This is a genomic window from Streptomyces sp. NPDC037013 (assembly GCF_055607265.1).
Genome location: NZ_JBVJRV010000008.1, coordinates 269,723 through 296,194 on the forward strand (window position 1 = coordinate 269,723; position 26,472 = coordinate 296,194).

Genomic DNA, 26,472 nt, shown 5'->3' on the forward strand with positions numbered 1-26,472 from the left:
GGGGCGGCGACCGGGACCTGGGGAGGAGACCTGACCCCGAGATGACCCGGATATGTCCCCGAAGTCCGCCGTCGGGCGTGGCTCCGCCGGGCCCTTCAGGTGCAGGATGGAAGGGATGACAGCGCCATACAGCCACGTTTGCCCGCATGCCTGGAGGACCGGATGATTGCCGAGACCGTCTGTTCCGCCGTATCCGCGGCCGGTCTTGGCATCGCCGCGGTCACGGCCTACCGCAAGCGCTTCCTCTCCGCGGCCCGCCTCGCGGCGTACTCCCTGGTCCCGGTGGGTCTGGTGATGACGGGCGTGGTCGGCTGGGCGGCCGACACGGCGTTCAGCCTCAAGGCGTGGGTCGGCTTCGGCGTGCTCGGCGTCGCCTGGCTCATGTTCCTGGGCACGCGGGCCGTGGAGCGCCGCCGGGGCGGCACCCGCAAGGAGCGCAAGGAGGCGGCCAGGGCCGCCCGGCGCGAGGCGGTCGCTCCCGGGGCGTCGGCGCCCTCCCTCGGCGCGAGCGCCCGGCCCGCCGCCGGCAGGCCCGCGGCCAAGCCGCAGGCAGCGGCGCCCGCGGAGGACTTCAGCGACATCGAGGCGATCCTGAAGAAGCACGGCATCTGACGGCGGCCCGCCCCGTGGAGGAGGGCGGTCGTCAACAGGCACGTACCTTCCCTGACATGAGCCGCTCCCTCGTTCGGGTACGGGCGGGGAGGCGGGCGCGGTCCGGGCCGCCACCGGCGAGTCGCGGGCGGGGCACGCCGGAGGCCGGCTTTCCGCCCGTTCACGGGATCCGGCGAACTCCCGCTCCGACCGGGCGTGTTGGTCGGCGGTGGCCGCGGAGCTGCGTCATCATCACCGCGAGATGCTGGACACCACCACAGAGGGCGATGCCGCCCCGCCGGACGACGGCAGGCAAGCGGCACCGGCCCATGAGCGACGACCTGCCGACGCAGAGCGGCACGGCCCCGACGGCGAAGCCGGGCGGCCCCCCGGGCACGAGGAGCGGCAGGGCTGTCTCTTCGCCCTCTCTCAACCGCCCTTGATGATCTTTCTGGCGGTGATCGGCACCCTGATCCTGTTGGCCTCGCTCCACGACCTGCTGCTGCTCTAGGGCCTGTCCGGCGGGTCAGGGCGTGTGAGGGGGGCGTGCACCCTTCGGTGCCGGTGAGCGGGGTTTGGTGCGTGCAGCTGCAAGGCGGAGGAGGGCGGCAACGCGGAGCGTTGGCAACCGACGACAACGCCGCAGATGTGCGTGCCAGACCCCGCGACCCGCGCCATGACCCGCCGGGCAGGCCCTGGCCCTCTAGCCCGCTGCCGGACCCGCCGCTTCCCGGCGGCGGGCGCGGTAGGCCGCCACGTGCAGACGGTTGCCGCAGGTGCGGCTGTCGCAGTAGCGGCGCGAGCGGTTCCGCGAGAGGTCGACGAAGGCGTGCCGGCAGTCCGGGGCCTCGCAGCGCCGCAGCCGCTCCTGCTCCCCGGCGACGAGGAAGAAGGCCAACGCCATCCCGCAGTCGGCGGCCAGGTGGTCGGCGACCGACGCCCCGGGCGCGAAGTAGTGGATGTGCCAGTCGTAGCCGTCGTGGTCGGTGAGCCGGGGAGTGGTGCCCGCCGAGGCGATCAGCTCGTTGAGTATCGCGGAGGCGGTCCGCGGCTCGGGGTGCGCGAAGACCTCCCCGAAGCGGCCGCGGATGCGGTGGACGTCGGCGAGATCCTGCCGCGACAGCTCCCCGACGTCGCTCACGTCGTGCCTCCGTACGAATTCACCGAGTGCCGCCACGTTCGCGAGCCCGTCCGCGCCGTTCGTCTCCGGTGCGGTGTTCACCAGATCGACCACGGCGTCGAGGGAACACCGGGTGTCGTGGGTGATCAGCACGATGCGCTCCCTGGCCTGGGGGTCGGGCCTGTGCCCGCCGATGCTGGCCGATGCTAGCCGCTTACCCCCGAGACGCACCGGCGCCGTCGTCGCGGGCTTTCCCGCGGCGACGGCGCCGGTGTCTGCATCTGTTCGCCTTGTGTCGTCGTGCCGTGACTGCTTGCGCCGTCGCCCCGAGTCGGACGGCGTGGGGTGTTCTCGACGCGCCGGGTGGCGCTCAGCTCTCTGCCAGGATGTGTGAGAGCTCCGTGTCGAGGTCGAAATGGCGGTGTTCCGTACCGGGTGGCACGGCTGCGTCCGTTCGCTTCAGGAAGGATTCCAGGGCCCGCGCCGGGGCCTCGAGCAGAGCCTCGCCCTCCGGCGAGCTCAGGGCGATGCAGACAACGCCCTGACCGTGGCTCCGGGACGGCCAGACTCGGACGTCGCCGGTACCGGTGGGCCGGTGCAGGCCCTCGGCGAGGAGGTCGCGGGCGAACACCCACTCGACGGTTTCCTCGGCTCCGGTGTGGAAGGTGGCGTGCACGGCATAGGGATCGGCCGTGTCATACCGCAGTCCTGCGGGAACAGGCAGTGAGGACTCGCTCGACACAACGAGGCGCAGGTGCAGCTCGCAGCTGACCGTGGTGTTCATAAGCGCCAGGGCCTTTCGCTCAGTGTGCGCTCGGGGATTCGCACGTCGGCGAAATCGACATGCCACCTACGGTGCCGTTGTAAACCCCTCTGAGGGTTTTGCGTGTCTTTAGGTGCCTCGTATGGCGGGTTGTCCCACCCATCGATGCACCCATTCCGGTGACGGGTTTCCGTCCGGTAGGGTTTGGCCGCATGAATACGGGGAGTAACGACCCGGCGGAGGTCACGGATCCGGCCGCCGGAACCAAGCCCGATCAGCCGCTCGGCTCGCGTGCGCCGGGGTTCATCCAGTCCCGCAGGGCGCTGCACCTGAGCTGGCAGGTCGGCGTCTTCGTCGTCGGCCTCGCGGTCGTCGTCGCGGGCATCATCATGCTGCCCCTGCCGGGCCCGGGCTGGCTGGTGATCTTCGGCGGCATGGCGATCTGGGCGACCGAGTTCGTCTGGGCCCAGCTGGTGCTCCGCTGGACGAAACGCAAGGTCACCGAGGCCGCACAGCGTGCACTCGACCCCAAGGTGCGCCGCCGCAACATCATCCTGACGACGATCGGTCTCGTGATCGTCGCGGTGCTCGTCGGCGTCTACGTGTGGAAGTTCGGCATCGTGATGCCGTGGAAGATCAAGGAGTGACCGAGGGGTGACTCCGGGGCGGTCCCGAGCACCCGCTGACATGCGGTAATGTTCTCCGTGCGCCCGGGGCGATTAGCTCAGTGGGAGAGCGCTTCGTTCACACCGAAGAGGTCACTGGTTCGAACCCAGTATCGCCCACCCCGGATTACGGCCCGGAGGCTTTTGCCTCCGGGCCGTTCTCGTATTCCCTTGCCATTCAAGGAAATTGACGGGTCCACATGTTCCGGCGGCTCCCGGAATCACTGCATTCGGTTGAGTACATTCCGGAACCGCCGTGCGTCGCGCAGCCGTTGTTCGTACGTCGCGCCCACCGCGAGGAGCAGGAGACCCGCCAGGGCCGGCGGCAGCCAGCGGGGCAGGGCGCCCACGACCTGCACCAGGTACGGGGCCAGCTCGTGCAGCGCGTCCAGGGCCAGGACCGCGCCGCCCAGCACGAGCGGGGCGCGCAGTCGCCGCCGGGCGCCCGCCAGCGTCAGGGCGAGGGCCACCGTGCCGAGCAGCAGAGGGCGCGGCCAGTGCGGGTCGGCCCAGGCGGCCGCGAGACTCGGCAGCAGCGTCGCCGCCAGCCCCGGCCCGTACGCCGTCCAGGAGGAGGCCTGCGGGTCGCGCCGGCGCCGCAGCACCCCGAGGAAGAGCGCGGCCACCGTCACCGGCAGCGTGTACGCCTCCGGCGCCGACACCCCCCAGGCGGCCAGGCGGACCCAGCCGGCGAGGACGAACAGCACCACGGCCGCGTACCCGACGGGACGCCGGTCCGCACGCAGCGCCGAGCCCGATGCGATGAGCCCGCAGAGCGAGAGCGCGAGCGCGAACATGGGCGCCTCCCCGGACGCCAGGGCGAGCGCGACCCCGCAGGAGACCGCCGCCGTGATCTCCACGGGCAGCGACAGGGGATGCCCGGCGACGCGTGCCACGGCGAGTACGGCCAGCCCCGGCACCACGAGCACGAGCACCCCGACGAGGGCCGGGCGCAGCTCGGCGGCGCCACCCGCGGCGCAGGCCAGCGCGGTGGCGTACCCCACGCAGGCGCAGGCCGGGAGCGCCGCCGCACCCCGCACTGCGGCCGGGCCGCGCGCCAGCCACACACCGGCCGCGAGACAGAGCGCCGTGAGCACGCCGAGCGTGGTGAGCGTCGCCGCCGTGGTGGCCAGCGAGAGGAACGCGGCGCTCACCGACGACGCGAGCCCCAGGGCCGCGGCGGTCAGCGCCGGAGCCGTCGACGTGGCACGCGCCGCGACGACGAGCACGACTGCGGTCAGCACCACCTGTGCCGAGAGCCCGACCGCGTACGGAAGCCGGAGCGCGACCGGCAGCGCGACGGCCGCGGCCCACAGGAGCACCGGCGCCGCGTACCGGGCCGCCTGCCGCACCCGCGGGTCCATCGGGCGGGTCGCCACCAGCAGGACGACCGCGACGGCCGCCAGCACCGCCGGGGCGGCCGACGGATGCGGCAGGGGCAGTTCGAGCAGCAGCGCGTCCCGGGCGTCCGCGGGAGCACCCGACCAGACCCGGGCCGCCCAGCCCACCGGACCGAGCAGGGCGAGCGCGGCGACGGGCAGCGCCCACACCACCGCAAGACCCTGCGCCACCGCCGACGCCGCGAGCACCCCGCGCCGCACCGGCCGCGACAGCGCGGAGGAGCGGATGACCGCCAACAGCGCCACGGCGCACACCAGATGGGCCGGCACCGCCCAGCCGGCGGACAGCACCGTGCGCAGCACACCGCCCGCCGCGGCCACCACGAGCAGGCCCCCCGCGCCCGCCGCACCGGTCGCGACCTCCGGCCCCTTGGCCCGCCACGCGGCCGCCAGCGCGATCACCGCGGCGAACAGCAGCAGCGCCCCCGCACGGGCCGCCCCGGCCGTCCCGTCGGCCTGCACGGACAGCCACTGGGCGCTCGCCGCGCCCCACAGCCCCAGCCCACAGGCGCCCACCACGGCGACGACCCGCACGGAACGGACCGCCGCCGTCAGCGCGAGCACCGTGTCGAGGGCCGCCGTGACCAGCAGCGCGGCCGTCATCGTGTGCGCACCGGCGTGCGCGGCACCCGCCCACAGGACCAGGGGGAGTTGGGCCGTCGCCACGGCCGTCGGCAGCGGCAGGCGCAGCCCGCCGAGGAGCACGCCGTAACCCGCCCACACCGCGGCGAGGACCGTGGACGTCCCCGCCGCGTACCCGAGGGCGTCGACGTCGGGGAGCGCCAGATGGCGCAGCGCGTACGCGTCGAGGACGGTCAGCGCGAGCCCGAGACCCGCCACCGCCTCCGCCGTCGAACGCAGCGCACGGCGCAGCAGCACGGCGGGGACGGCGAGCGCCGTCAGCGTCACCGCGCCGAGCACCGCGCTGCGGCCGCCGATGCCCAAGTGACCCCAGCTGACCACAGTGAAGGCGACGGCCGCGACGGTCAGGAGCACCCCGCCCAGCACGAGCAGGATGTTCTGGGCGCTCGCCGGCGCGGTCTCGGGGGCGGGCGGCCCGGCCGGACGAGGAGGCACTCCGGGCTGGCCCGCCGCGCGCAGGACGCCGAGCAGCCAGGCCCGGCGCCGCAGCAACTGCGCCCTGCGCACCTCCAGTTGGTGCAACTCGAAGTCGAGGAGGCGCAGTTCCTCGGCGGGTGGCGGAAGGTTCGTCATGTCCGTGGAGTGTGGTCGGCGGCACACCGCACGGCATCGGCGCGGATACTCAGGACGTACTCAGATCCGGGGCAGACTGCCCCTATGGACTGGTGCCACTACCGCTTTCGCAGCGTCTGGGAGCTGCCCGGCCCGCCCGCCGACGTCTTCGCGGTCCTCGAACGGGCCGAGGAGTATCCGCTGTGGTGGCGGCAGGTGCGCGAGGTGACCCCGCTCGACGACGTCAGCGGCGTCGCCCGCTTCCGGTCCCTCCTCCCGTACGACCTGGTCGTCACCGCGCGACAGCGGTGCCGCGACTCCGCGGCCGGGCTCCTGGAGATCGAGATGAGCGGGGACCTGGAGGGGTGGGCGCGCTGGACCGTCACGGCCGTGCCCGGTGGGACACGGGCCCGCTACGACCAGGAGGTCGTCGTCCGCAGACGCCTGATGCGGCGCCTCGCCGTCCCCGGACGGCCGCTCTTCCTGCTCAACCACGCGCTGATGATGCGCGCCGGACGGCGCGGTCTCGCGGCCCGCCTGGCAGCGGTTTGAAGGAAAGCCGCCCGGACCTGTATTGTTCAGTCCGTTCCCGGGCGATTAGCTCAGTGGGAGAGCGCTTCGTTCACACCGAAGAGGTCACTGGTTCGAACCCAGTATCGCCCACCCGGAGAATGCCGGTCCGTCAGCAGACGGACCGGTTTTTTCATGCCCCTGCCGCCGACACTCAGGCGGCCGCCGAGAGTTCGGGACGCAGCGGCCACGCGGGGTCCACCGCCTCCGGCGAACCGCTCTTCGCGAACCATGCCTGCAGACCGCGCGCCTGCGCCGCGTGCCAGACCGCCTGCAGGGTGTGCAGCTCGGCCGGCGAGAGGCGCTCCAGACGCCCCGCGAACCGCCGCCCCACCGCACGCACGACATCGAGGGCGGCCTGCGCGTCCGCCGCCGCGTCGTGCGCGTCCGACAGCTCCACCTCGTACTGCTCGCACAGGTCCGCAAGGGTCCTGCGGCCCTTGCGGTAGCGGTCCAGCTGCTTGTCCAGGACCCGCGGGTCGATCACGCAGAGCGACGAGCCCTCCATGTAGCGGCTCAGCGACGAGGCGCGGTGCCTGCGCAACTCCCGGTCCAGGATGGTCAGATCGAACGGCGCGTTCATCACCACGATCGGCCGGCCCGCCGCGCTCTGCTCGGCCAGATCGCGCGCTATCTCCTCCATCACCGGCGACGGCCAGCGGCCGGTGCGCTGCAGATGATCCTCCGTCAGTCCGTGTATCGCCGTAGCGGACTCGGGCACGGGTACGCCCGGGTTCACCAGCCAGCGGGTGATGCGCGGCCGGGTGCCCGCGCCCTGCTGGACGACGACGGCGGCCGACACGATCCGGTCGGTCTCGACGTCGACGCCCGTGGTCTCCGTGTCGAATGCGGCCAAGGGGCCCTCGTACCAGCACGTCATGGTGACGCAACTCCTCGATCTCGTACGGCAGATGACGTTCGGTCCCCTGCCCACACCGGTGATACCCGGGCCGTTTGCGCTGTACGCGGCCCGGAGACAACAGAGGTACGGGGCCTTGGAATTGACACCCCGAGCGGGAAACACCGGGTTCGGAAGGCTTGTTGAACATGGCGCTCGCGCAGCCCGAACAGGGTGGGCTGCTGCCCGAGCGGATCGCACCGCCGCGCGGCACACTCGCCACCACCGCCTGTATGGAGACCCTCCAGGTGGGCTACCTGCACGCCGTCGCGGCGGCCGCGGGCTGCTCGCTCTCCCAGCCCTTCCCGGACAACGGCATCGACTGGCACGTCAGCCACAGCGCCCCCGGGCACACGGTCGACGACGAGGTCACCATCAAGGTCCAGCTCAAGTGCACGTACCAGATACCGCCGAACCCGGCCGGACCCGCGTTCTCCTTCACGCTCGACAACGCACACCTGGTGAAGCTCGCCCGCACCCCCGTCTCGGTCCACAAGATCCTGGTCGTGATGGTGGTGCCCCGCTCCCCGGACGACTGGCTGCGCGCCGGACACGACCGGCTCGACCTGCGGCACTGCTGCTACTGGACCAACCTCGCCGGGCACCCCGTGACCGGCCGGCGCAGGACCACCGTGCGCGTCCCGACCTCGCGGATCTTCGACGACCGCGCGCTCTGCGAGATCATGACCCGCGTCGGGACGGGAGGGAGACCCTGATGCACCGCCCCTTCGACCACGACGACACCGTGCCGCCCGTCCGCCCGCACTCCGCCCCGGCCACCGGCCAGTGGTCGCGGCCGCCCGAACCCGCCACGGTCGACCCCGCCGTGCTCGGCGCGCTGCTCTCCCGCCACGGCTGGCAGCGGCGCGGCGGAGCCCCCGGCCGCTACGCCCGCTGGACGCCCCCGGGCCCCGGCTCCACGGGCACCAGCCTGCTCGTCCCCGAGAGCCGCGCCTTCCCCGACTGCGAGGACCTGATCGGCGAGGCCCTCGTCGCCCTCTCCCGCAGCGCCTCGCCCGCCGCCCGCGACGTACTCGTCGGCCTCGCCGTGCCCAGCGACGAGATCCACTGGTGGCGCGACGTGCCGCCGGGACCCGCCGACACCGCCACCTGGCCGGCGGAGGAACAGCTGCGCTCCGCCGCACGGCAGATGCTGCTCGCCGGGGCGCTCGCCGCGCGCGGCCGGGCCGGCTACTACGGCGCCCGCCACCGCCGCCCCGCCGCCGCCTCCCTGGAGGACGTCCTGGTGGGGCCCGCCACCGGCGGACGGCGCCTCACCGCCTTCGTCCCCGTCCTGACCGGCAGACCGCTCGCCGTCCGGCTGCACCAGGCGCTGTACGCCGCCCGGGAGGCCGTCGACTACCGGCGCGCCACCGGCGGCATGGACGCCTTCGACGGCGCCGTCGAGGCGGGTGTCAGCCACGAGCTGACCGAGGCGCTCGTCGCGCTGGTGCGCGGCACGGAGGGGGCGCGCGTGGCGGTGGAGTGGGCGCCGGGCGCCGGGGCGCCCGAGGGGTGCGCGGCCCGCGCCGAGCCGGTCGAGTTCTCGCCCGGCGACCTGGCGGTGCTGCGCGAGGCGGGCACCCGCTATCTGCGCGACGAGCCGTCGGTGCCGGTGCGGCTCACCGGGGCCGTGGTGCGGATGCGGCGGTCGGCGCCCAGCGGGGAGGGAGCCGTGCGGATCCGGGTGATCGCGGGCGCGGAGGTCCCGCACGTCCGGATGACCCTGGACGAGGAGTCGTACCGCATCGCGGGCCACGCACACCTGGTCGGGCTGCCGATCAGGGTGCACGGGCGGCTGGAGAGCCGGGGCGGTTTCCGCAGGCTCACCGGGGCGAGCGGGGTGGTGCCCGTCCAGGTGGACGACGCCGAGCGCGACCGGCTCATGAAGTCGCTCCAGGAGAACCTCGACTTCTTCGAGGGGGCCTGCGGGGCGGAGTGAGCGCAGAGCCCCGGCGGCCCCGGCCACGGGGGAGGGGAGATCCGTTTCGCGGCGGGGGGCCGTGGCTCGGTACGATTCCCCTTGCGCACGCGTGACAGAGAGCGGCGCACCCCCTTTCAGGTAGGAGAGACCGGTGTCAGACGTCCGTGTGATCATCCAACGCGATTCCGAGCGGGAAGAGCGCGTGGTGACGACGGGCACTACGGCCGCCGAGCTCTTCCCCGGTGAGCGCACCGTCGTCGCCGCCCGTGTCGCGGGCGAGCTGAAGGACCTGGCGTACGCCGTCGCCGACGGCGACGAGATCGAGCCCGTCGAGATCTCCTCCGAGGACGGCCTGAACATCCTGCGCCACTCGACCGCGCACGTCATGGCGCAGGCCGTGCAGGAGCTCTTCCCCGAGGCCAAGCTGGGCATCGGCCCGCCCATCCGGGACGGCTTCTACTACGACTTCGACGTCAAGGAGCCCTTCACCCCCGAGGACCTCAAGCGCATCGAGAAGAAGATGCAGGAGATCCAGAAGCGGGGCCAGAAGTTCTCGCGCCGCGTCACCACCGACGAGGACGCCCGCGTCGAGCTCGCCGACGAGCCGTACAAGCTGGAGCTCATCGGCCTCAAGGGCAACGCCGCGCAGGCCGCCGACGGCGCCGACGCCGAGGTGGGCGCCGGCGAGCTGACCATCTACGACAACCTCGACGCCAAGACCGGCGACCTGTGCTGGAAGGACCTCTGCCGGGGCCCGCACCTGCCCTCCACCCGCGTCATCCCCGCCTTCAAGCTGATGCGCTCCGCCGCCGCGTACTGGCGCGGCAGCGAGAAGAACCCGCAGCTCCAGCGGATCTACGGCACCGCGTGGCCGTCGAAGGACGAGCTGAAGGCGTACCTGGAGTTCCTCGCCGAGGCCGAGAAGCGCGACCACCGCAAGCTCGGCTCCGAGCTCGACCTCTTCTCCTTCCCCGAGGAGCTCGGCCCGGGCCTCGCGGTCTTCCACCCCAAGGGCGGCGTGATCCGCAAGGTGATGGAGGACTACTCGCGGCGCCGCCACGAGGTCTCCGGCTACGAGTTCGTGAACACCCCGCACATCTCGAAGGAGAAGCTCTTCGAGATCTCGGGCCACCTGCCGCACTACGCGGAGGGCATGTTCCCGCCCATCGAGTTCGACGAGCAGAACTACCGCCTCAAGGCGATGAACTGCCCGATGCACAACCTCATCTTCAAGTCGCGCGGCCGCTCCTACCGCGAACTGCCGCTGCGCCTCTTCGAGTTCGGCACCGTGTACCGGTACGAGAAGTCCGGCGTCGTGCACGGCCTGACCCGCTCGCGGGGCTTCACCCAGGACGACTCGCACATCTACTGCACCAAGGAGCAGATGCCGCAGGAGCTCGACACGCTCCTGACCTTCGTGCTCGACCTGCTGCGCGACTACGGCCTGACCGAGTTCGAGCTGGAGCTGTCCACCCGCGACGACTCCGACAAGTTCATCGGTGAGGACGCGGACTGGGCGGAGGCCACCGAGGCGCTGCGGCTCGCCGCCGAGAAGCAGAACCTGCCGCTGGTGCCCGACCCGGGCGGCGCCGCGTACTACGGCCCGAAGATCTCCGTGCAGGCCAAGGACGCGATCGGCCGCTCCTGGCAGATGTCGACGATCCAGGTCGACTTCAACCAGCCCAAGCGGTTCAACCTGGAGTACACCGCCGCGGACGGCTCGCGCCAGCAGCCCGTCATGATCCACCGCGCGCTCTTCGGCTCCATCGAGCGGTTCTTCGGCGTGCTCCTGGAGCACTACGCGGGCGCCTTCCCGGCGTGGCTCGCGCCGGTGCAGGCCGTCGGCATCCCGATCGGCGACGGGCACGTGGACTACCTCCAGGAGTTCGCGGAGAAGGCGCGCGCCCAGGGGCTGCGGGTCGAGGTCGACGCGTCGTCCGACCGGATGCAGAAGAAGATCCGCAATGCTCAGCGCAGCAAGGTGCCCTTCATGGTCATCGCGGGTGACGAGGACATGAGCAACGGCTCGGTCTCCTTCCGTTACCGGGACGGTTCCCAGGAGAACGGGATTCCCCGTGACCAGGCGATCGCGAAGCTCGTTGATGTAGTGGAGCGTCGCGCGCAGGTGTGATGTGGTTCCCGCGTGAGCGGGGTGATCCGAAGATTCGGAAGCAGCACAAGGCCAATGTGCCGTGGTCCCCGCACGAGCGGGGGTTTGAGGGGCGGCCCCCGCGGGGGCCGCCCCTCGTCATGTCCCTCAGGGCGAATATGCTGACCACCATGACGAGTGAGCCGGAGCAGCAGATCGGAGTCGGGACGCAGGACGCGTTCCAGCGCCTGTGGACGCCCCACCGGATGGCGTACATCCAGGGCGAGAACAAGCCCACGGGCCCAGGGGCCGACGACGGCTGTCCGTTCTGCTCCATCCCGGCCAAGTCCGACGAGGACGGGCTGGTGATCGCGCGCGGCGAGCAGGTGTACGCGGTGCTCAACCTCTACCCGTACAACGGCGGCCACCTGATGGTCGTGCCCTACCGGCACGTCGCCGACTACACCGAGCTCACCGCGGCCGAGACCGCCGAGCTGGGCGAGCTGACCAAGCAGGCCATGACGGCCCTGCGCGCCGCGTCCGGCGCGCACGGCTTCAACATCGGCATGAACCAGGGATCCGTGGCGGGCGCGGGCATCGCCGCCCACCTGCACCAGCACGTCGTCCCGCGCTGGGGCGGCGACACCAACTTCATGCCGGTCGTCGGCCACACCAAGGTGCTGCCGCAGCTCCTCGGCGACACCCGGAAGATGCTCGCGGACGCCTGGCCCACGCCGTAGGGCCGACGGCCGTGACGGCGTTGCATAACGTCAACCCCCCTCTGCGGTAGGAGGGTTGGAGGTCCCCACCTCGGCTGCCACTCTGCCCTCAGAGAGAGTCGGGTCAGGGAGGGGACATGTCCGTCGGCATGTCGCGTGCGGCCGACCCCGGGTGGGGGGAGTTCGGCCGGCAGTTGCGCTTTCATCGCCGGCGGGCAGGTCTCACCCAGGTGCAGCTCGGCAGGCGGGTGGGGTACCACCACACCTTCATCAGCAGGCTCGAAGGCGGCCTGCGGGAGCCGCCCTTCGACCTGGTGGACCGGCTCGACGCCGCCCTGGGGGCCGGGGGGCGGCTCGCCGCCGTCCTCGCCGCGCGGGTTCCGCCGCCGCGCGCGCCCGGCCCGCACAGGACGGCGCCCACGCTGTTCTCACCGCTTCCCGGGGCGGACACCCCCGGCGCCGACGCCCCGGGCGCGGACGCGGCCCTGTGGCCGTGGCCGGAGCGGCTGCCCGCCGAGGGGCTGGCCTGCCCGCTGCACGGCTGGGTGGGCTGCGCGACGCCCGAGCGCGGTGCGATGACGGAGCTGCTGACCGGGCCGGTCGGGCCGTACGAGAGCGCCGGGGAGACGGCGGTCGCGGAGGAGGAGCTGCTGCACGGCCTGACCGCCGTGCTGGCCTGTCTGATCCGTGAGTCGTTCGCGCACGTCACCGATGGCTGCGGGGACACCGTGGAACGGTTGCTGCGCGGGGTGGCGCGCTGGGCCGAGGCCGTCGACGCGAGCGGCCGGCTGCCGTACGGCCAGCTGCGTCTCGCCGCCCAGTACGCCCAGGTCGCCGGGCGGCTGCGGATGGAGCGGGGGCAGAGCGGCGTCGCCATGGCCTGGTTCGGGCACGGCCTGCGCTGGGCGGAGGCCGCGGGGGACGCGGAGGCGCGGGCGACCCTCCTCAGCGACATGTCCACCCTCGTCCGGCTCGACGGGGACGCGGCGTCGGCGCTCGGGTACGCGGAGGCCATCGGGGCGGTGGACGCCAAACGGCGCTGGATGACGACGCTGGCCGATCTGTACCAGGCGCGGGCGTACGCGCTGGGCAACGACGCCGCCGCGTGCCGGCGGCACATCTCGCTGGCGCGGCGCAGGTTCGCCCGGCTCGATGACCGGGACCGTCTGGAGGCGCCCTGGCTCTCGGGCGCGGAGGGCGTGCTGCGTCTGGAGTCGGCGATCGGCGGGGCGCTGCGCGATCTCGCGGTGGTGACGGGGGACCGGGGGGTGGCCCGCCGTGCGGTCGAGGCCACCGCGCGGTCGTATGCGCTGCTGCCGCCCGCGATGCACGCCACGCGCCTGCTGCTCACGCTGCGCCTCGCGGACAGCTGGGCGTGCGCCGGTGATCCGGTCGCGGCGGTCACTCTGGCGCGGCCGGTCCTGGAAGAGGCGGTGGGCGCGCGCGAGTTGATGATCTCCGTCGAGCTGCGCGGGCTGCACGGCCGGCTCGCCGGGCGGTGGGGGGATCTGCCGGAGGTCAGGGAGTACCGGGAGCGGGTGCGGGGGGCGTCGCCGTGAGGGGGGACAGGACGCGTCGGGCTTGCCAGTTCTTGACAGGGTGCGCCGGAGGGCCGGAATCCATTGACCGGGGGCCGGGCCGGTGTGAGGGTTCCGCCAGCCACGAGGATGTCATGTCACCGCCAGACCGGAAGTGGGGCAGCGGGCACGCCCGCACGGCCTGACGCACACGTGCTCCCCCCTGGCCAAGGCGAGCCTCAACACCTCTCACAAGGAGCCGTGATGCTCAGACGATCCGCAGCGGCCGGGATAACCCTGGCCCTGGCACTGGCGGGGGTGACGGTACCGGCCTCCCTCGCCTCGGCGGCGCAGACCGCGCCCTCCGCCGAGAAACCCGATCCCCTGGCGAAGGCCGTCGCAGCCGCCGACAAGGCGGTGCGCAGCGGCCTCGACTCACTCGCCACAGGACCCGAGGAACAGTACGACCGCCGGCAGGTCACCCCCTGGACCAAGGGCCTGTACTCGGTCGCGTACGAACGCACCTACCGCGGGCTGCCCGTGGTCGGCGGGGACTCCGTGGTCCTCGCCGACGGCAAGGGCAGGGTCCGGGCCGTCCGGTCCGCGACGGACGCGAAGATCTCGGTCGGCACCAAGGCGAAGGTGACCGCGGCCCAGGCGGTCAGGACGAGCCGCAAGAAGCTGGCCACGGTCAAGAAGGTCGACTCCAGGCGCCTGGTGGTCCGGATCCGCAAGGACGTGCCGACCCTCGCCTGGGAGACCGAGCTGACCGGCCGGACCCGGGCCGGCGACCCCAGCAAGTTGCACGTCTTCGTCGACGCCCGCACCGGCAAGGTCGTCGACACCTTCGACGACGTGCGCTCGGGCAGCGGCCACAGCAAGTGGAACGGCCCCGACCCGCTGACCATCGACACCTCGCGGTCCGGCAGCAACTACGTGCTGCGCGACACCACCCGGCCGGGGCTGCAGTGCTCCAGCTACCAGGGCGGCGTGTTCACCAAGGCGACCGACGACTGGGGCACCGGCAACCCCACCAGCCGCGAGACCGGCTGCGTCGACGTCATGTTCGCCGCCCAGAAACAGTCGAACATGCTCAAGGAGTGGTTCGGCCGCAACGGGCACAACGGCAACGGCGGCAGCTGGCCGGTGAGCGTGGGCCTGAACGAGCTGAACGCCTACTGGGACGGCTCCTCCGTCACCATCGGCCACAACAGCGCCAACGAGTGGATCGCCGGAGTGGACGTCGTCGCCCACGAGTTCGGCCACGGCCTTGACTCCAACACGCCGGGCGGCGCGAACCACGAGAGCGGCCTCGGCGAGGCCACCGGCGACATCATGGGCGCCCTGACCGAGGCGTACATCAACGAACCCGCCCCCTACGACACCCCCGACTACACCGTCGGCGAAATGATCAACCTCCAGGGGCGCGGCCCGATCCGGAACATGTACGACCCGAGCCGGGTCAACAACGACCCGAACTGCTACTCCGCCTCGATCCCGAACACCGAGGAGCACAAGGCGGCCGGGCCCCTGAACCACTGGTTCTACCTGCTCGCCGAGGGTTCCAACCCCGGCGGCGGCAAGCCATCCAGCCCCACCTGCAACAACCGCCAGGTGACCGGGGTGGGCGTCAAGAACGCCGGCAAGGTCTTCTACGGCGCCATGCTGCTCAAGACCAGCGGCATGACGTACAAGCGCTACCGCACCGCCACGCTCACCTCGGCGAAGAACCTCGACGCGAGCTGCGACCTGTTCAACGCCACCAAGGCCGCCTGGGACGCCATCAGCATCCCGGCCCAGAGCGGCGACCCGACCTGCGAGGGGCAGCAGAACGACTTCTCCCTCGGGCTCAGCCCGGCCTCGGGCCAGGTCGACGCGGGCGCGTCGACCACCGCCACGGTCAGCACCACGACCGTCACCGGCAGCGCCCAGCAGATCACGCTGACCGCGGCGGGCGCGCCGACGGGCGTCGGCGTCTCGTTCACCCCCGCCACCGTCACCTCCGGCTCCAACGCCACCATGAAGATCACCACGGCGGCCTCCACCACGCCCGGCACCTATCCGATCACCGTCACGGGCACCGCGGGCACCAAGACGCACACCGCCCAGTACACGCTGACCGTGGGCGGGGGCGGCAACCCGACGCCGCCGCCGGACATCGACGTGGAGAAGGTGCGGGCGCACCTGACGCAGTTCAACACCATCGCCTCGCAGAACGGCGGCAACCGCCGGTCCACCGGCGCCGGTTACCGGGCCTCCCTCTCGTACGTGAAGGGCAAGCTGGAGGCCGCCGGTTACAAGGTGACCGAGCAGAGCTGCGCCTCCGGCTGCTCCGCCGGCGCGGGCAACAACCTGATCGCCGAGTGGCCGCAGGGCGACGCCGGCAACGTCTACATGTTCGGCGCGCACCTCGACAGCGTGGCGGCGGGTCCCGGCATCAACGACAACGGATCGGGCTCCGCCGCGATCCTGGAGACCGCGCTGACCCTGGCGCAGAACAACCCCACCATGAAGAACCGCGTCCGCTTCGCCTGGTGGACCGACGAGGAGCAGGGCCTGAACGGCTCGGACTACTACGCCGCTTCGCTCCCGGCCGCGGAACGCGCCAAGATCAAGGCGTACTACAACTTCGACATGGTGGGCTCGTCGAACGCCGGGTACTTCATCAACAACCTGAACTCCGCGGCCTCCGTCCCGCTGCGGGACTACTGGACCTCCCTCAACCTCGCGCCCCAGGAGAACGTCGAGGGACAGGGACGCTCGGACGACGCGTCCTTCCAGCGGGTCGGCGTCCCGACCTCCGGGTATGCCACCGGCGCCTCGGACACGAAGTCCGCGGCGGAGGCGGCGAAGTGGGGCGGCACCGCGGGCCGTGCGTACGACTCGTGCTACCACTCCGCCTGTGACACGACCGCCAACGTCAGCTCCACCGCGCTGGACCGCAGCTCGGACGGGCTCGCGTACGCGGTCTGGAAGACGGCCGTCGGCGACAAGCCGGCCCCGACGGACGACTTCTCCCTCTCCGCCGACCCGGCCTCGGGCACGGTCGAGCCCGGTTCCTCCGCGAAGGTGACCCTCGCCACCGCCACGACCAGTGGCTCGGCGCAGAAGGTGGCGCTGACGGCCTCGGGGGCCCCGGCCGGGGTGAGCGTCTCCATCAGTCCGGAGTCGGTGCTCTCGGGCGACTCCGCGACGGCCGCCGTCGAGGTCGCGGCGGGCACGGCCGCCGGCACCTACACCCTGACCTTCACCGGCAACGGGCAGGTCAGCCACACCACCACGTACACCCTCACCGTGCCGGGCGGCGGCGAGACCACCTGGCAGCTGGGGGCCACCTACGCGGCGGGGGACGTGGTGAGCTACGAGGGCGTCCGCTACCGCTGCATCCAGGGCCACACCGCCTACCCGGGCTGGGAGCCCCCGAACGTCCCCGCCCTGTGGCAGCGCATCTGACCGCCTGAGGTGACGTACACCGAGGGTGGTGGGCCGCTCCTGGCCCGCCGCCCTCTCGTCACGCGTCGTACACGTCCGCCTTCCTCGGCATCGGGTCCTGGATCGCGCCGCTGAGGAAGCCGGAACGGGCGCCGAACTTCTCGGTGTTCACGCCGTTCTCCTCGAGGACCTTGATCGCGGCCGAGTGCACCACGCGCAGGACCGGCGTGGCGGCGCGCAGCGCGTCGTCGGCCATGAAGCGGTGGCGCCAGGGCTTGTCCGCCCAGGCGTGCCGCAGGCCGAAGGGCTCGGGCAGCACCAGCCTGCCGCCGAGGTAGTCGAGGAGCGGGGGATACCAGGTGAAGGGGGCGCGCACGGCGAGGCGCACCACCTCGTCCGCGTCGATCAGCGGCAGATTTCGGTCGGTGGTCTCCCAGAACTTGATCGGCTTGGCGACCGTCTTCGTCTTGGGCTCGGGCTTGGTGGTGAAGAGCGAGTGCACCGGGCCGAGGGCGTGGCCCGTGACCTCGATGCGCAGCGTCTCGTGCAGCACGGTCACCGTGATCAGCATGGTGATGACCAACTGGCCGTCCCAGAGGGTGAACTGCACACCGAGGTAGTGGCGGTTGCCGCTGCCGAACTGCTGTTCGTTGCAGATGCGCTGTATCTCGTGGCCGCGGATCTGGAAGGCCTCGACGTCCGTGCCGGTGGGCCGGGCCACCGCCTTGGCGTTCTCCCCGATGGGGGAGACGATCCAGTGCTTTATGTCCGGGGTGGGGAAGCCGCCGGTGTGCAGCGGGCCACGCTCCAGCATGCGCAGCTGGTCGTGCACCGCGCGTATGACGTCCCAGCTGCGGAAGGGGTGGATCTCCTTGTCCGGGTCGGCCGGCACCAGCTCCTCGGCCAGCTGCCAGCTGCCCCAGCGCGTGCCCATGCCCAATATGCCCTTGGGTCCCGCGTAGAACACGGAGTTGCTCTGCTGCTCGGCGGAGAGCCGGGCCAGGCCCTGGCGGAGCCGCTCGGCGGCCGTCTCGCCGGGGCTGCCGGGCACCGCCTCGGGGATCTTGGCGCCGATGCCGCCGCCCGCGAGCAGGCTCGCCCAGCGCTCGCGCAGGTCCCTGGCGGTGCGCTCGGCGATCTGCTTGGCCCAGAACCAGCCCACCACGGGCAGCACGATCGCCGCGCGCAGATACCAGGCCCAGAAGCCGCCGAACGGCAGCTTCAGGAGGGCTACGGCGGCCAGCACGCCCACGGCGACGAGGACCGTCGTGGCGAGCGCGCCCGCGCGCTTGTCCTCGCTCTTGGCGACCGCCCGCCTGATGGTGAAGACCAGCAGCCAGACGAGCAGGCCCGGCAGGAACAGCAGGCCGCACAGGACCATCACGGCCGTCAGCCAGCTGTCGCGCTCCTTGCGGATCCGGCTCGCCGCGAGGCAGTGCTCGACGACGACCTGCGGCTCCGTCCCGAACGACTGGATCAGCGGCTTGCGGCCGCCGCCCAGCATCCGCACCTGCACCGTGCGCGCGAAGGCCTCGCCGAGGTTGGGCTTGAAGAGCGACCAGAGGCCCGGCCTCACCTCGGACTTGTGCCACTCGGTGTTGGCCGCGAGGATGCCCTCGACATCGCCGTCGCGGTACGCGGCGGAGGCCAGGGCCTGCGTCGCCGCCGTCTGCCCAGCGGTGCCCGAGAGCGGGACCTGGGCCCCGGGCCTGAAGTCGAATACATCGTCCGCCACTGCCGCCCCCATCGCCGCGACGCCTTCGCTGCTGCGGCTCTTCCCGACTTCCTTGTCCGGCACACCTGTTGCCGTCCGGCGCATCTGTTGATCAGGTCATCAGCGTATCGGGGAGCACCGACATCCGTCAGGGGGCGGCCGCGTGCCGCCCACCCGCGAGGGGCGGGCGGACGGCACGCGCGGGCCCCGCAACTACCCGGTGCCCCCGGCCTGTTCGCGGATCTTCTCGGAGAGGTGCGCGGGCATCGGCTCGTGGCGCGCGTACGTACGGCTGAAGCGCGCGGTGCCCTGCGAGAGGGAGCGCAGGTCTACCGCGTACCTGCCGATCTCGATCTCGGGGACCTCGGCCCGCACCAGGGTGCGCCCGCCGGGGGCCTGCTCGGTGCCGACCACCCGGCCGCGGCGGCCCGACAGGTCGCTCATCACCGCGCCGACGTGGTCGTCGCCGACCAGCACCCGCACCTCCACGACCGGTTCGAGCAGATGGATCCCGGCGCCCGCCGCGGCCTCGCGCAGCGCGAGCGCGCCCGCCGTCTGGAACGCGGCGTCGGAGGAGTCCACCGAGTGCGCCTTGCCGTCGAGGAGCGTGACGCGCACGTCGATGAGCGCGTACCCGGCGGCGACGCCCTTGGCCGCCTGGGCGCGCACGCCCTTCTCCACGGACGGGATGAACTGCCGCGGGACCGCGCCGCCGACCACCTTGTCGACGAACTCGATGCCGCTGCCGCCGGGCAGCGGTTCGACCTCGATCTCGCAGATCGCGTACTGGCCGTGGCCGCCGGACTGCTTCACGTGGCGGCCCCGCCCGACGGACCTGCCCGCGAACGTCTCCCGGAGGGAGACCTTGTGCGCCACCACGTCGACCTGCACGCCGTACCGGCTGCGCAGCCGCTCCAGGGCGACGTCGGCATGCGCCTCGCCCAGGCACCACAGCACCACCTGATGCGTGTCCTGGTTCTGTTCGAGCCGCATCGTCGGGTCCTCGGCGACGAGCCGCGAGAGCCCCTGAGAGAGCTTGTCCTCGTCGGCCTTGCTGTGCGCCTGGATGGCGAGCGGCAGCAGCGGGTCGGGCATGTCCCAGGGCTCCATCAGGAGCGGGTCGTCCTTGGCGGAGAGGGTGTCGCCGGTCTCTGCGCGGTTCAGTTTGGCCACACAGGCCAGATCGCCCGCGACGCACTTGTCGAGGGGGCGCTGCTGTTTGCCGAAGGGGGCGGAGAGGGCGCCGATGCGCTCGTCGACGTCGTGGTCCTCGTGGCCGCGGTCGGCCAGGCCGTGCCCGGAGACATGGACGGTGGCGTCGGGCCGCAGGGTGCCGGAGAAGACGCGGACGAGCGAGATCCGGCCCACGTACGGGTCGGAGGCGGTCTTCACCACCTCGGCCGCAAGGGGGCCCGCCGGGTCGCAGGTCAGGGCGGGCCGCGGGCGGCCGTCCGGCGTGGTCACCGCGGGGGCCGGGTGTTCGAGCGGGGTGGGGAAGCCGCCCGTGATCAGTTCGAGGAGCTCGACCGTGCCGATGCCCTGGCGCGCGCCCTCGGCGGCGGGCGCCGCGGCCAGCACCGGATGGAAGATGCCGCGCGCGACGGCCCGCTCCAGGTCCTCCACGAGTGTCTCGAAATCGATCTCCTCGCCGCCGAGATAGCGGTCCATGAGGGACTCGTCCTCGCTCTCGGCGATGATCCCCTCGATCAGTTTGTTGCGCGCCTCCTCGATCAGCGGCAGCTGCTCGCCGCCCGGCTCGGACCCCTTGCGCTCTCCGGACGCGTAGTCGAACACCCGCTGCGAGAGCAGCCCGATCAGTCCGGTCACTGGGGCGTGTCCGTCCGGCCCCTGCTCTCCGTGGAGCGGCAGATACAGCGGCAGTACGGCGTCGGGGTCGTCGGCGCCGAACGCCCGCGCGCAGGTGCGGGTCATCTCCGCGAAGTCGGCGCGGGCCGACTCCAGGTGGGTGATGACGATGGCCCGCGGCATGCCGACCGCCGCGCACTCCTCCCACACCATGCGGGTCGAGCCGGTGATGCCCTCGTGGCCCTCCGCGGCCGAGACGACGAAGAGGGCCGCGTCCGCGGCGCGCAGACCGGCCCTCAGCTCGCCGACGAAGTCGGCGTATCCCGGAGTGTCCAGTAGGTTGATCTTGAAGCCGTCCCACTCCACGGGGACCAGGGACAGCTGCACCGAGCGTTGCTGCCGGTGTTCGATCTCGTCGTAGTCGGAGACGGCGGTGCCGTCCTCCACCCGTCCCGCCCGGTTCACCGCCCCCGCGGTCAGCGCGAGGGCCTCCACCAGGGTCGTCTTGCCGGAACCACTGTGGCCGACCAGCACCACATTCCGTATGGACGCGGGGTGGTCGGCCGATGCCGCCCTGCCGGCGGCTCCGGGGTGTGCGTTCGCCTTGTCGCCCATGCCTTGGCCTCCCGGTTACGTGCACGGTGAGGAGCCTGAAGCCCCCTCGGGGATGCTGGCTGCTCGCGGACACGCGGGGCCCAGTGCGGGGCGGCTCCGGCGGCGCCCGTCATGCTTTCGAGCTTTCCACCCGGGTCACTCTGCGTCCATACGTCGTACGCGATCGTGAGGGGGCGAGCCGGTCCGTCAAGGGCGTGGCTACGATGGGCCAGCCGGTGGCCAACGGGGCCGCGCGGCGCACCGAACCCTCGGGAAGGCCATGCTGAACAAGTACGCGCGTGCATTCTTCACGCGTGTCCTCACGCCGTTCGCCGCGTTTCTCATCCGCCGCGGGGTCAGCCCCGACGCGGTCACCTTCATCGGCACGGCCGGTGTGGTGGCGGGAGCGCTGGTCTTCTTCCCCCGGGGAGAGTTCTTCTGGGGCACGATCGTCATCACGCTGTTCGTCTTCTCGGACCTGGTCGACGGCAACATGGCCCGCCAGCTCGGCCGCTCGAGCCGCTGGGGCGCCTTCCTGGACTCCACGCTCGACCGGGTCGCCGACAGCGCGATCTTCGGCGGCCTCGCCCTGTGGTACGCCGGTTCCGGCGACGACAACATCCTCTGCGCCGTCTCCATCTTCTGCCTGGCGAGCGGCCAGGTCGTCTCGTACACGAAGGCGCGCGGCGAGGCCATCGGCCTGCCCGTCGCCGTCAACGGCCTGGTGGAGCGCGCCGAGCGGCTGGTGATCTCGCTGGTCGCCGCGGGCCTCGCGGGGCTGCACAAGTTCGGCGTCCCCGGCATCCAGGTCCTGCTGCCCATCGCCCTGTGGATCGTCGCGGTCGGCAGCATGGTCACCCTCGTCCAGCGAGTCGTGACCGTGCGCAAGGAGTCCGAGGAGGCCGACGCCGCGGCGGCCGCGGGAACCCAGGAGAGTGAGGCCGCACAGTGAAGGACCGACTCACCGACGCGCTGTACGGGCTCGGCTGGAGCACCGTCAGGAAACTTCCCGAGCCGGTCGCCGAACGGCTGGGCAGGACCATCGCCGACACGGTCTGGAAGCGCCGCGGCAAGGGCGTGCTGCGTCTGGAGTCCAACCTTGCGCGCGTGGTGCCCGACGCGAGCCCGCAGCGGCTCGCCGAGCTCTCCAAGGCGGGCATGCGCTCCTACCTGCGCTACTGGATGGAGTCCTTCCGGCTGCCGTCCTGGAGCAGGGAGCGCATCGCGCGGGGCTTCGACGTCAAGGACGTCCACCACCTCACCGACGGCCTCGCCGCCGGCAAGGGCGTCGTCCTCGCCCTGCCGCACCTGGGCAACTGGGACCTCGCGGGCGCCTGGGTCACCACCAAGCTGGAGACGCCGTTCACGACGGTCGCCGAGCGCCTCAAGCCCGAGACGCTGTACGACCGCTTCGTCGCCTACCGCGAGAGCCTCGGCATGGAGGTGCTGCCGCACACGGGCGGCTCCGCCTTCGGCACGCTGGCCAGGCGGCTGCGCGCCGGCGGCCTGGTCTGCCTCGTCGCCGACCGCGACCTCTCGGCCTCCGGCGTCGAGGTGAAGTTCTTCGGGGACACCGCCCGGATGCCCGCGGGCCCGGCGATGCTCGCCCAGCAGACCGGGGCGCTCCTGCTGCCCGTCACCCTCTGGTACGACGGCACGCCCGTCATGAAGGGCCGCGTGCACCCGCCCGTCGACGTCCCCGAGACAGGTACCAGGGCCGAGAAGACGTCTGTCATGACGCAGGCGCTGGCCGACGCCTTCGCCACCGGTATCGCCGACCACCCGGAGGACTGGCACATGCTGCAGCGTCTGTGGCTCGACGACCTGGAGCCCCGCCCCGACGCGGCCCGGCCGGGGGAACCCTCGTGAAGATCGGCATCGTCTGCCCGTACTCGTGGGACGTGCCGGGCGGCGTCCAGTTCCACATCCGCGATCTGGCGGAGCACCTCATCCGCCTCGGGCACGAGGTCTCCGTCCTCGCCCCGGCCGACGACGAGACCCCCCTCCCGTCGTACGTCGTCTCGGCGGGCCGGGCCGTCCCCGTGCCGTACAACGGCTCGGTGGCCCGGCTCAACTTCGGCTTCCTGTCGGCCGCGCGGGTCCGCCGCTGGCTGCACGAGGGCACCTTCGACGTCATCCACATCCACGAGCCGGCCTCGCCCTCGCTGGGGCTGCTCAGCTGCTGGGCCGCGCAGGGCCCCATCGTCGCCACGTTCCACACGTCCAACCCGCGCTCGCGGGCGATGATCGCCGCGTATCCGATCCTGCAGCCGGCCCTGGAGAAGATCAGCGCCCGCATCGCCGTGAGCGAGTACGCGCGCCGCACGCTCGTCGAGCACCTCGGCGGCGACGCGGTCGTCATCCCGAACGGCGTCGACGTCGACTTCTTCGCCCGCGCCGAGCCGAAGCCGGAATGGCAGGGGGAGACGATCGGCTTCATCGGACGCATCGACGAGCCCCGCAAGGGCCTGCCGGTGCTGATGAAGGCGCTCCCGCAGATCTTCGCCGAGCGCCCGGACGCCCGGCTGCTGGTCGCGGGCCGCGGCGACGAGGAGGAGGCGGTCGCCTCCCTGCCGGCCGAGCTCCGCTCCCGCGTGGAGTTCCTCGGCATGGTCAGCGACGAGGACAAGGCGCGGCTGCTGCGCAGCGTCGACCTGTACGTCGCGCCGAACACCGGCGGCGAGAGCTTCGGCATCATCCTGGTCGAGGCGATGTCCGCGGGCGCGCCCGTGCTCGCCAGCGACCTGGACGCCTTCGCCCAGGTCCTCGACCAGGGCGCGGCCGGCGACCTCTTCACCAACGAGGACGCGGAGTCCCTGGCGAAGTCCGCGGTCCGCCTGCTCGCCGACCCCGAGCGCCGTCAGGGCCTGCGCGAGCGCGGCACGGCGCACGTGCGCCGCTTCGACTGGTCGACGGTCGGCGCGGACATCCTCGCCGTCTACGAGACGGTCACGGACGGCGCGGCATCGGTGGCGGAGGACGAACGGGTGGGCCTGCGGGCGAGATTCGGCCTGGCGCAGAAGGGCTGAGCGGGGGCCATTGGGCCTGTCCGGCGTTCGAGGACGAGTCCGTCCGGCGTTCGAGGTTGAGCGCGCGGTGCCACAGGGTGGGGGCCGTGGCGAGCCCCTGGGGCGCCGGGCGGGTAGCCCGGCCGCGGGCCCGGTCCGCGGCGCCGCCGCCCGGAGGTAGCCTTGCCGCCCGTGACCTCCACATTGATCTGGATCGCGGTAGCCCTCTTTGCGATCGGCCTCTACCTGAGCTGGACGGCGGGCCGCCTCGACCGGCTGCACGCGCGCATCGACGCGGCCCGCGCCGCACTCGACGCACAGCTGCTGCGCCGCGCCTCGGTCGCCCAGGAGCTGGCCACCTCCGGAGTCCTCGACCCCGCCGCCTCGATCGTGCTCTACGAGGCGGCGCACGCGGCCCGGCAGGCGGAGGAGGAGCAGCGCGAGGTCGCCGAGAGCGAGCTCAGCCAGGCCCTGCGGGCGATCTTCGGCGAGGTCCAGCAGGTCGAGGCGGTGCGGGAGGCGCCGGGCGGCGACGAGGCGGCCACCGAACTCGCGGCGGCCGTACGCCGGGTGCCGATGGCCCGGCGCTTCCACAACGACGCGGTCCGTGCCGCCCGCGCGCTGCGCCGCCACCGCACGGTCCGCTGGTTCCGGCTGGCCGGGCACGCGCCCTTCCCGCTGGCCTTCGAGATGGACGACGAGCCGCCGGTGGCGCTGGCCGACCGGGCGACCGCCTAGCGGCCCGGGTGCGGGCTGGGGGCCCGGGGCGGCCCTGACCTGGCACGTCCCGGAAAAATGAGCCACCGGTCATCCATTGGCCCTTGCTGTGGCCTGGTGGCCGGGCGTTTCCTCGGAGCTGTAGAAATCCTCTTCAGCGAGTGAGGTCAACTCCGTGTCCAGCACCCCTGCCAGCAGCAACCAGACGCCCGAGACCGGCACCGCGCGCGTGAAGCGCGGCATGGCCGAGCAGCTCAAGGGCGGCGTGATCATGGACGTCGTCAACGCCGAGCAGGCGAAGATAGCCGAGGACGCCGGCGCGGTGGCCGTCATGGCGCTGGAGCGGGTGCCCGCCGACATCCGTAAGGACGGCGGCGTGGCCCGGATGTCCGACCCGAACATGATCGAAGAGATCATCGAGGCCGTCTCCATCCCGGTCATGGCCAAGTCCCGCATCGGCCACTTCGTCGAGGCCCAGGTCCTGCAGTCCCTCGGCGTCGACTACATCGACGAGTCCGAGGTCCTCACCCCGGCCGACGAGGTCAACCACAGCGACAAGTTCGCGTTCACCACGCCGTTCGTCTGTGGCGCCACCAACCTGGGCGAGGCCCTGCGCCGCATCGCCGAGGGCGCGGCCATGATCCGCTCCAAGGGTGAGGCCGGCACCGGCAACGTCGTCGAGGCCGTCCGCCACCTGCGCCAGATCAAGAACGAGATCGCCAGGCTGCGCGGCTTCGACAACAACGAGCTGTACGCCGCCGCCAAGGAGCTGCGCGCCCCGTACGAGCTGGTCAAGGAGACCGCCGAGCTGGGCAAGCTGCCGGTCGTGCTCTTCTCCGCCGGTGGCGTCGCCACCCCGGCCGACGCCGCCCTGATGCGCCAGCTCGGCGCCGAGGGCGTCTTCGTCGGCTCCGGCATCTTCAAGTCCGGCGACCCGGCCGCGCGCGCCGCCGCCATCGTGAAGGCCACCACCTTCTACGACGACCCGAAGATCATCGCGGACGCCTCCCGCAACCTCGGCGAGGCCATGGTCGGCATCAACTGCGACACCCTGCCGGAGACCGAGCGCTACGCGAACCGGGGCTGGTGATGACCACTCCCGTAGTCGGCGTCCTCGCCCTTCAGGGGGACGTACGGGAGCACCTGATCGCCCTGGCCTCGGCGGACGCCGTGGCCAGGCCGGTCCGGCGCCCCGAGGAGCTCGCCGAGGTCGACGGCCTGGTCATCCCGGGCGGCGAGTCCACCACCATCTCCAAGCTGGCCACCCTCTTCGGCCTGATGGAGCCCCTCCGCGCACGCGTGCGCGACGGCATGCCGGTCTACGGCAGCTGCGCGGGCATGATCATGCTCGCCGACAAGATCCTCGACCCGCGCTCGGGCCAGGAGACGGTGGGCGGCATCGACATGATCGTGCGCCGCAACGCCTTCGGACGGCAGAACGAGTCCTTCGAGGCGGCCGTCGAGGTCCGCGGCGTCGGGGGCGACCCCGTGGAGGGCGTCTTCATCAGGGCGCCCTGGGTCGAGTCGGTCGGCGCCCGGGTCGAGGTGCTCGCCGAGCACGACGGCCACATCGTCGCCGTCCGCCAGGGCAACGCGCTCGCCACGTCGTTCCACCCCGAACTGACGGGTGACCATCGCGTCCACGCGCTGTTCGTGGAGATGGCGCGGGGGAACCCGCGCGCGGGATCCTTGTAGGATCTCCGGGGATCCCCCCGGGGCCGAGAGCCTGCTCTAAGGTCTGGGAGAGTTCG

Annotated in this window: 22 protein-coding genes and 2 tRNA genes; 18 read left to right on the forward strand and 6 right to left on the reverse strand. The window is 72.3% G+C overall.

Annotation, left to right across the window (positions count from 1 at the left end; genetic code table 11):
- Positions 1-162: 162 nt before the first annotated feature.
- Positions 163-612, forward strand: coding sequence for a hypothetical protein (locus tag ACZ7DY_RS29635; protein ID WP_471140496.1), 450 nt, complete (start codon positions 163-165; stop codon positions 610-612).
- 241 nt (positions 613-853) lie between these two features.
- On the forward strand, positions 854-1,102 hold the full coding sequence (locus ACZ7DY_RS29640; protein WP_469254215.1) for a hypothetical protein: 249 nt from the start codon (positions 854-856) through the stop codon (positions 1,100-1,102).
- A 192-nt stretch (positions 1,103-1,294) separates the two neighbouring features.
- Here the strand turns inward: ACZ7DY_RS29640 and ACZ7DY_RS29645 are convergent, their stop codons facing one another.
- Both ACZ7DY_RS29645 and ACZ7DY_RS29650 read right to left on the reverse strand, forming a co-directional pair.
- Complete coding sequence (locus ACZ7DY_RS29645; protein WP_471140498.1) at positions 1,295-1,864, reverse strand: CGNR zinc finger domain-containing protein; 570 nt, start codon at positions 1,862-1,864, stop codon at positions 1,295-1,297.
- Positions 1,865-2,081: 217 nt separating this feature from the next.
- Positions 2,082-2,495, reverse strand: a complete 414-nt coding sequence (locus ACZ7DY_RS29650) for an SsgA family sporulation/cell division regulator (protein WP_003959770.1) — start codon at positions 2,493-2,495, stop codon at positions 2,082-2,084.
- Between the two features lie 191 nt (positions 2,496-2,686).
- Here ACZ7DY_RS29650 and ACZ7DY_RS29655 point away from each other — a divergent pair, with 191 nt between their 5' ends.
- Together ACZ7DY_RS29655 and ACZ7DY_RS29660 are read left to right on the forward strand one after the other, a co-directional pair.
- Positions 2,687-3,121: a TIGR02611 family protein gene (locus tag ACZ7DY_RS29655; RefSeq protein WP_471140500.1), complete on the forward strand. Its 435-nt coding sequence runs from the start codon at positions 2,687-2,689 to the stop codon at positions 3,119-3,121.
- 66 nt (positions 3,122-3,187) lie between these two features.
- Positions 3,188-3,259: transfer RNA gene (locus ACZ7DY_RS29660), tRNA-Val, on the forward strand.
- A gap of 101 nt (positions 3,260-3,360) precedes the next feature.
- Here ACZ7DY_RS29660 and ACZ7DY_RS29665 read toward each other — a convergent pair.
- Positions 3,361-5,754, reverse strand: coding sequence for an SCO7613 C-terminal domain-containing membrane protein (locus ACZ7DY_RS29665; protein WP_471140502.1), 2,394 nt, complete (start codon positions 5,752-5,754; stop codon positions 3,361-3,363).
- A gap of 84 nt (positions 5,755-5,838) precedes the next feature.
- On the opposite strand from ACZ7DY_RS29665, the gene ACZ7DY_RS29670 reads away from it, so the two are divergent.
- The gene (locus ACZ7DY_RS29670; protein WP_471140505.1) at positions 5,839-6,285 is read left to right on the forward strand and encodes an SRPBCC family protein; all 447 of its coding nucleotides are present in this window, start codon (positions 5,839-5,841) and stop codon (positions 6,283-6,285) included.
- Between the two features lie 39 nt (positions 6,286-6,324).
- Positions 6,325-6,396: transfer RNA gene (locus ACZ7DY_RS29675), tRNA-Val, on the forward strand.
- A gap of 61 nt (positions 6,397-6,457) precedes the next feature.
- On the opposite strand, the gene ACZ7DY_RS29680 is transcribed toward ACZ7DY_RS29675, so the two are convergent.
- Positions 6,458-7,183 carry an exonuclease domain-containing protein gene (locus tag ACZ7DY_RS29680; protein ID WP_471140506.1) on the reverse strand — a complete coding sequence of 242 codons (726 nt, stop codon included), beginning with the start codon at positions 7,181-7,183 and terminating at the stop codon, positions 6,458-6,460.
- A 167-nt stretch (positions 7,184-7,350) separates the two neighbouring features.
- Between ACZ7DY_RS29680 and ACZ7DY_RS29685 the strand changes: the two genes are divergently transcribed.
- The 6 genes from ACZ7DY_RS29685 (at position 7,351) to ACZ7DY_RS29710 (ending at position 16,903) form a co-directional block, all read left to right on the forward strand.
- Complete coding sequence (locus ACZ7DY_RS29685) at positions 7,351-7,917, forward strand: DUF4365 domain-containing protein (RefSeq protein WP_471140509.1); 567 nt, start codon at positions 7,351-7,353, stop codon at positions 7,915-7,917.
- The gene (locus tag ACZ7DY_RS29690; protein WP_471140512.1) at positions 7,917-9,143 is read left to right on the forward strand and encodes a hypothetical protein; all 1,227 of its coding nucleotides are present in this window, start codon (positions 7,917-7,919) and stop codon (positions 9,141-9,143) included. The genes ACZ7DY_RS29685 and ACZ7DY_RS29690 overlap by 1 nt, the downstream gene beginning before the upstream one ends.
- A gap of 133 nt (positions 9,144-9,276) precedes the next feature.
- Positions 9,277-11,256: a threonine--tRNA ligase gene (gene thrS / locus ACZ7DY_RS29695; protein WP_471140514.1), complete on the forward strand. Its 1,980-nt coding sequence runs from the start codon at positions 9,277-9,279 to the stop codon at positions 11,254-11,256.
- 137 nt (positions 11,257-11,393) lie between these two features.
- The gene (locus tag ACZ7DY_RS29700) at positions 11,394-11,954 is read left to right on the forward strand and encodes an HIT family protein (protein WP_471140517.1); all 561 of its coding nucleotides are present in this window, start codon (positions 11,394-11,396) and stop codon (positions 11,952-11,954) included.
- 116 nt (positions 11,955-12,070) lie between these two features.
- The gene (locus ACZ7DY_RS29705) at positions 12,071-13,492 is read left to right on the forward strand and encodes a helix-turn-helix domain-containing protein (protein ID WP_471140519.1); all 1,422 of its coding nucleotides are present in this window, start codon (positions 12,071-12,073) and stop codon (positions 13,490-13,492) included.
- A gap of 222 nt (positions 13,493-13,714) precedes the next feature.
- Positions 13,715-16,903, forward strand: coding sequence for a M20/M25/M40 family metallo-hydrolase (locus tag ACZ7DY_RS29710; RefSeq protein ID WP_471140521.1), 3,189 nt, complete (start codon positions 13,715-13,717; stop codon positions 16,901-16,903).
- A gap of 58 nt (positions 16,904-16,961) precedes the next feature.
- Here ACZ7DY_RS29710 and ACZ7DY_RS29715 read toward each other — a convergent pair whose 3' ends face one another.
- The gene (locus tag ACZ7DY_RS29715) at positions 16,962-18,629 is read right to left on the reverse strand and encodes a hypothetical protein (protein ID WP_471140911.1); all 1,668 of its coding nucleotides are present in this window, start codon (positions 18,627-18,629) and stop codon (positions 16,962-16,964) included.
- Positions 18,630-18,809: 180 nt separating this feature from the next.
- Complete coding sequence (locus ACZ7DY_RS29720) at positions 18,810-21,017, reverse strand: elongation factor G-like protein EF-G2 (protein ID WP_471140524.1); 2,208 nt, start codon at positions 21,015-21,017, stop codon at positions 18,810-18,812.
- A gap of 259 nt (positions 21,018-21,276) precedes the next feature.
- Between ACZ7DY_RS29720 and pgsA the strand changes: the two genes are divergently transcribed.
- The 6 genes from pgsA (at position 21,277) to pdxT (ending at position 26,416) form a co-directional block, all read left to right on the forward strand.
- Positions 21,277-21,948 (forward strand): phosphatidylinositol phosphate synthase, encoded by a 672-nt coding sequence (pgsA, locus tag ACZ7DY_RS29725; protein ID WP_471140527.1) that lies wholly within the window; start codon positions 21,277-21,279, stop codon positions 21,946-21,948.
- Complete coding sequence (locus ACZ7DY_RS29730) at positions 21,945-22,865, forward strand: phosphatidylinositol mannoside acyltransferase (RefSeq protein WP_471140529.1); 921 nt, start codon at positions 21,945-21,947, stop codon at positions 22,863-22,865. Before pgsA ends, ACZ7DY_RS29730 begins: the two co-directional genes overlap by 4 nt.
- Entirely contained in the window at positions 22,862-24,025 is a 1,164-nt protein-coding gene (locus ACZ7DY_RS29735) for a glycosyltransferase family 4 protein (protein ID WP_471140531.1), read from the forward strand. Before ACZ7DY_RS29730 ends, ACZ7DY_RS29735 begins: the two co-directional genes overlap by 4 nt.
- 171 nt (positions 24,026-24,196) lie before the next feature.
- Positions 24,197-24,742, forward strand: coding sequence for a LemA family protein (locus tag ACZ7DY_RS29740; RefSeq protein ID WP_361726639.1), 546 nt, complete (start codon positions 24,197-24,199; stop codon positions 24,740-24,742).
- A 154-nt stretch (positions 24,743-24,896) separates the two neighbouring features.
- Complete coding sequence (gene pdxS, locus ACZ7DY_RS29745; RefSeq protein WP_471140534.1) at positions 24,897-25,811, forward strand: pyridoxal 5'-phosphate synthase lyase subunit PdxS; 915 nt, start codon at positions 24,897-24,899, stop codon at positions 25,809-25,811.
- Entirely contained in the window at positions 25,811-26,416 is a 606-nt protein-coding gene (gene pdxT, locus ACZ7DY_RS29750) for a pyridoxal 5'-phosphate synthase glutaminase subunit PdxT (protein ID WP_471140536.1), read from the forward strand. The genes pdxS and pdxT overlap by 1 nt, the downstream gene beginning before the upstream one ends.
- Positions 26,417-26,472: the final 56 nt, after the last annotated feature.

Coding starts and splice junctions, on each gene's coding strand:
- pdxT (WP_471140536.1), top strand. CDS start 25,811: ATGACCACTCCCGTAGTCGGCGTCCTCGCCCTTCAGGGGGACGTACGG.
- ACZ7DY_RS29665 (WP_471140502.1), bottom strand. CDS start 5,754: ATGACGAACCTTCCGCCACCCGCCGAGGAACTGCGCCTCCTCGACTTC.
- ACZ7DY_RS29670 (WP_471140505.1), top strand. CDS start 5,839: ATGGACTGGTGCCACTACCGCTTTCGCAGCGTCTGGGAGCTGCCCGGC.
- ACZ7DY_RS29685 (WP_471140509.1), top strand. CDS start 7,351: ATGGCGCTCGCGCAGCCCGAACAGGGTGGGCTGCTGCCCGAGCGGATC.
- ACZ7DY_RS29655 (WP_471140500.1), top strand. CDS start 2,687: ATGAATACGGGGAGTAACGACCCGGCGGAGGTCACGGATCCGGCCGCC.
- ACZ7DY_RS29700 (WP_471140517.1), top strand. CDS start 11,394: ATGCTGACCACCATGACGAGTGAGCCGGAGCAGCAGATCGGAGTCGGG.
- ACZ7DY_RS29720 (WP_471140524.1), bottom strand. CDS start 21,017: ATGGGCGACAAGGCGAACGCACACCCCGGAGCCGCCGGCAGGGCGGCA.
- ACZ7DY_RS29650 (WP_003959770.1), bottom strand. CDS start 2,495: ATGAACACCACGGTCAGCTGCGAGCTGCACCTGCGCCTCGTTGTGTCG.
- ACZ7DY_RS29640 (WP_469254215.1), top strand. CDS start 854: ATGCTGGACACCACCACAGAGGGCGATGCCGCCCCGCCGGACGACGGC.
- ACZ7DY_RS29705 (WP_471140519.1), top strand. CDS start 12,071: ATGTCCGTCGGCATGTCGCGTGCGGCCGACCCCGGGTGGGGGGAGTTC.
- ACZ7DY_RS29680 (WP_471140506.1), bottom strand. CDS start 7,183: ATGACGTGCTGGTACGAGGGCCCCTTGGCCGCATTCGACACGGAGACC.
- ACZ7DY_RS29715 (WP_471140911.1), bottom strand. CDS start 18,629: ATGGGGGCGGCAGTGGCGGACGATGTATTCGACTTCAGGCCCGGGGCC.
- ACZ7DY_RS29635 (WP_471140496.1), top strand. CDS start 163: ATGATTGCCGAGACCGTCTGTTCCGCCGTATCCGCGGCCGGTCTTGGC.
- ACZ7DY_RS29690 (WP_471140512.1), top strand. CDS start 7,917: ATGCACCGCCCCTTCGACCACGACGACACCGTGCCGCCCGTCCGCCCG.
- ACZ7DY_RS29710 (WP_471140521.1), top strand. CDS start 13,715: ATGCTCAGACGATCCGCAGCGGCCGGGATAACCCTGGCCCTGGCACTG.
- pgsA (WP_471140527.1), top strand. CDS start 21,277: ATGCTGAACAAGTACGCGCGTGCATTCTTCACGCGTGTCCTCACGCCG.